We start from the raw sequence: 3,708 nt of genomic DNA, 5'->3' as shown, positions 1-3,708 counted from the left end.
TCGCGCAGCGCAGCCTCAGCGGCGCCGACATCGACGTGCTGCAGCGGGTCGCCGACCGCGCGGCGGCCGACGCGATCCTGCCACGGCGCGTCGATGTCGCATCGATCGCGATCCGGAACGTGTCGGCCTGAACGATGCCGCACGTAGCTGTGCTCAGCGTGGCCGCGCCATGTCGAGGTCCGGCACGTCGTCGCCGAACGTCGACGCGACGAGCGTGCGCATCGCGGCAACCAGCAGCGTCGGCCCGGACTGGTTGAACGTGCAGCGCTCGCCCGCGGCCGGCACGGCCCGGTGCAGCACGGCCCGCCACGCACCGTGCCCGCCGTCGCGCTCGAATGCGGCGAACGGCACACGCTCGACGATCGGGCCACCGTCGGCCCATGACGACGACGGTGCGAACGGCGTCGGCGCCCCGCCCGCCGCGCGAATCGACGTACATCCGGATGCATCGGCACGCGGGGCGTCGTGGCCCTCCGCGACCGCGACCCAATAATCCAGCCGCGCACCTGTCAGATCCTGGACTTGCATGACTGTCTCCGTGACCGTCGTCGTCAAGTCGACATGCTAACCGTTGCACTCGCGTCCGTTGCGGTCTCCAAGGGCGCCGCGGCGCCGTGCCAGCGCACCGGCCATATGGCTGAAGCGTGACGCGCTGCATCCTCTGCACGCGGCGGCCAGCCACCGGAACCCCACCGCGTCACGCAACCTCGACGTGCCCGTCCACGCATCCGCCGCACCGGCATCGATTCGTGTTACGAATCCCCGATTCCTGCCTACAATGTTCAGAACGCCAGTCGTCCGGCCTGCAACGGACGGCAACCGGATCCATACGGTGCAGCACAGGCCGGATCTCTCGGGGGACGTATGTCCGCGCACACCAGAAAGCCACTGGTCTCGCTCGTCGTGCCGTTCCACGACGAGGACGAAGCAATCGACGCGTTCTTTGCAACAACGCTGCCCATTCTCGAATCGGTCGAGTCGGTCCGTTTCGAGATCGTCTGCATCAACGACGGCAGCCGCGACGATACGCTCGGCAGGCTGATCGACGTCGCGGCCGGCGACGCGCGCGTGCGCATCGTCGATCTCACCCGACGCTTCGGCAAGGAAGCCGCGCTCACCGCCGGCATCGACGAAGCCGCCGGCACCGCGGTGATCCTGATCGATGCCGACCTGCAGGACCCACCCGCACTGATCCCCGCGATGATCGAACGCTGGCTCGCCGGCGCCGAGGTCGTTGCCGCGAAGCGCACCGATCGCCGGTGCGACCCGCTGATGCAACGCGTGGCCGCCGCGCTCTACTACCGCGTGCACAACCGGCTCTCCGAAGTCGAGATGCCCGAAAACGTCGGCGATTTCCGGCTGATGGACCGCCAGGTCGTCGACGCGCTGCGCGCGCTGCCCGAGCGGCGGCGCTTCATGAAAGGCCTGTTCGCGTGGGTCGGCTATCGCACCGAGATCATCGAATACACGCGTGCGCCGCGCAGCGGCGGCCGCTCCAAATTCTCCGGATGGCGGCGCTGGAACTTCGCGCTCGAAGGCATCACGAGCTTCAGCACCGTGCCGTTGCGCGTGTGGACCTACATCGGCCTCGCGTTCGCCGCGCTGTCGTTCGTCTACGGCACGTTCATCGTCATGCGCACGCTGCTGTTCGGCAATCCCGTGCATGGCTACGCGTCGCTGATCTCCGTGATGCTGTTCATCGGCGGCATCCAGCTGATCGGCATCGGCGTGATCGGCGAATACCTCGGCCGCATCTACCACGAGTCGAAGCAGCGCCCGGTCTATCTCGTGCGGCGGCGTTATCACGCGCAGCGGGACGCCACCGCGCATCCGGCATCGAAGCTGCTGCAGTTTCCGCTCAAGCGCGCGCACGCGGCCCGCCGCCGGACGGCGATACCCGCAGCCGCCGGCCACGGTGCCGCGCGGAAAGCATCCGTCAAATAACCGCGCTCACGACGCATGGATCTCATCCGGCAATCGATACGATCGGCGGACCAGCCCGTCCGCGCATGGCTGACACCCCGGCGCGTCGTTGCGTACAGTGCGGTCGCGCTCGCGTGCTACGCGCTGTTCGTCGCGATCTGGGTAGCCGTCGTCCGTCACGCGCCCGCCACCGCGCTGTCGCGCCCGGGCCCCGATTACGCCGTGTTCTGGTCCGCGTCGTACGTGATGCTGCACGGCTCGCCGTGGCAAGCGTACGACTTGCCGACCTTCTCGCGGCTGGCAGCGGAACTGTTTCCGCAGTTCCGGCGCGAAGACCTCGTCGCGTGGCTGTACCCGCCCACCAACCTGCTGCTCGTGACGCCGCTTGCGTTGCTGCCGTATGCAGTCGGCTATCCGCTGTTCGTCGCGTTCGGCGTCGTCGTGTTCGAATTCGCCGCCTCCCGCGTATCGGGCCTCGGCGCGATCCCCGGCGCCTCGCGCATCGGCGGGTTCGCGCTGGTCGCCGCCCCATGCGTGTTCGTCACCGGGATGTTCGGGCAGAACGCGTTCCTGACCGCGTCGTGCGCGGCGCTGGCGGTCTGCTGGGCGGACCGTCGGCCCATGTGGGCCGGGCTCTGCATCGGCCTGCTGTCGGCCAAGCCGCAGATGGCGCTGCTGTTCCCGTTCGTGCTGGTCGCCACGCGCGCATGGCGCACGATCGCGTGGGCCGCGCTGGCCACCACCGCGTTCGCCGCGACGAGCGTCCTGATCTGCGGCATCGAGTCGCTACGCCTGTTCGTCGCCGGCACGGCGCTCGCGCGATCGCTCCTCCTCGAGCAAGGTGTCGTGTTCTGGCTCGCGTCGCCGGCGCCGTTCGCCGCGTTCCGCCTCGCCGGCCTGCCGCCTGGCGTCGCGTATGCCGCGCACGCGTGCATTGCGGCGCTGGCGATCGCGGTCGCCTGCCTCGTGTGGACGCGCTCGCGCGACATCCGCTTGCGCGCGGCGGTGCTGGCGGTCGCGACGCTCGCGGCGAACCCGTACGTGTGGCACTACGAACTCGCCTGGCTCGGCATCGCGATCGCGTGCATGCTGGCGATCGGCTGGCAGGACGGCTGGCTGCGCGGCGAGCAGACCGCGATCGCGCTCATGTGGCTGCTGCCGGCGGTCGAATACCTGAACCCCTGGCTGCACTGGCCGCAGATCGGCCCGGCCGTGACGCTGTTCGCGCTCCTAGTGCTGCTGCGCCGCGCCGGCCCGGGGGCTCAAAACGCGAGCCGCGGCGGCACGTATATGCCGTAGTACGGCCCGACGCCGGTCGCGACGCCCGTCATCTTCACGCCGGCGACGAAGTGGCCCTGGACGTACTTGTAGGTGCCGCCGAGCGACACGTCGATATGGAACGGCGCGAACGCAACGATCGGCACGGTGGTGCTGGTCGAGGTCTGCGTGACGACCGGCAGCACCACCGTCGTGCCGACCGGCACCGACGTATAGAGCGTCGCCTTCACGCCGGTCGCGAGATTGATGCTGTCGCCGATATTGAGCGTCGTCGGGTTGCCGGTCACCATCAGGCCGCCCATCGTCGTCGTGTCGGTCGCGGTCGACTGGAACGACGTCCACTGCCCGCCCATGCACAGCAGGCCGTAGACCTGGCCGTTCGTGATCGAGAATTCAAACGGCTGGCCCGTCAGCGGATTGATCAGCGGCTGGTTGGTCGCCGCGTTCCAGTACTGGTTGTACACGCACTGGTCGATCGCGATTGGAAACAGCCCGCCGGCCCCGACC

At 68.9% G+C, this 3,708-nt stretch carries 3 protein-coding genes and 2 pseudogenes; 3 read left to right on the top strand and 2 right to left on the bottom strand.

The features are described from left to right. Positions 1-131, top strand: a pseudogene (locus tag JYJ84_RS38045) (ABC transporter substrate-binding protein); the annotation flags it as partial. Between the two features lie 22 nt (positions 132-153). Here the strand turns inward: JYJ84_RS38045 and JYJ84_RS30995 are convergent. Then, positions 154-528, bottom strand: coding sequence for a phage protein NinX family protein (locus JYJ84_RS30995; RefSeq protein ID WP_175221534.1), 375 nt, complete (start codon positions 526-528; stop codon positions 154-156). 336 nt (positions 529-864) lie between these two features. On the opposite strand from JYJ84_RS30995, the gene JYJ84_RS30990 reads away from it, so the two are divergent. Together JYJ84_RS30990 and JYJ84_RS30985 are read left to right on the top strand one after the other, a co-directional pair. Beyond that, entirely contained in the window at positions 865-1,944 is a 1,080-nt protein-coding gene (locus JYJ84_RS30990; protein WP_175221533.1) for a glycosyltransferase family 2 protein, read from the top strand. 15 nt (positions 1,945-1,959) lie between these two features. Next, positions 1,960-3,222 (top strand): glycosyltransferase family 87 protein, encoded by a 1,263-nt coding sequence (locus JYJ84_RS30985; RefSeq protein ID WP_175221532.1) that lies wholly within the window; start codon positions 1,960-1,962, stop codon positions 3,220-3,222. On the opposite strand, the pseudogene JYJ84_RS30980 reads toward JYJ84_RS30985, so the two are convergent. Next, positions 3,186-3,708, bottom strand: a pseudogene (locus JYJ84_RS30980) (pilus assembly protein TadE); the annotation flags it as partial. The gene JYJ84_RS30985 and the pseudogene JYJ84_RS30980 sit on opposite strands and share 37 nt — an antisense overlap.

Source organism: Burkholderia sp. LMG 13014, from assembly GCF_905232215.1.
GTDB lineage: Bacteria > Pseudomonadota > Gammaproteobacteria > Burkholderiales > Burkholderiaceae > Burkholderia.
The sequence above is the reverse complement of the archived record's forward strand: the minus strand, read 5'-3'. Positions and strand labels throughout refer to the sequence as shown.

What these genes read in the sequence shown, in the direction of transcription:
- JYJ84_RS30995 (WP_175221534.1), bottom strand. Translation starts at nt 528, where the DNA reads ATGCAAGTCCAGGATCTGACAGGTGCGCGGCTGGATTATTGGGTCGCG.
- JYJ84_RS30990 (WP_175221533.1), top strand. Translation starts at nt 865, where the DNA reads ATGTCCGCGCACACCAGAAAGCCACTGGTCTCGCTCGTCGTGCCGTTC.
- JYJ84_RS30985 (WP_175221532.1), top strand. Translation starts at nt 1,960, where the DNA reads ATGGATCTCATCCGGCAATCGATACGATCGGCGGACCAGCCCGTCCGC.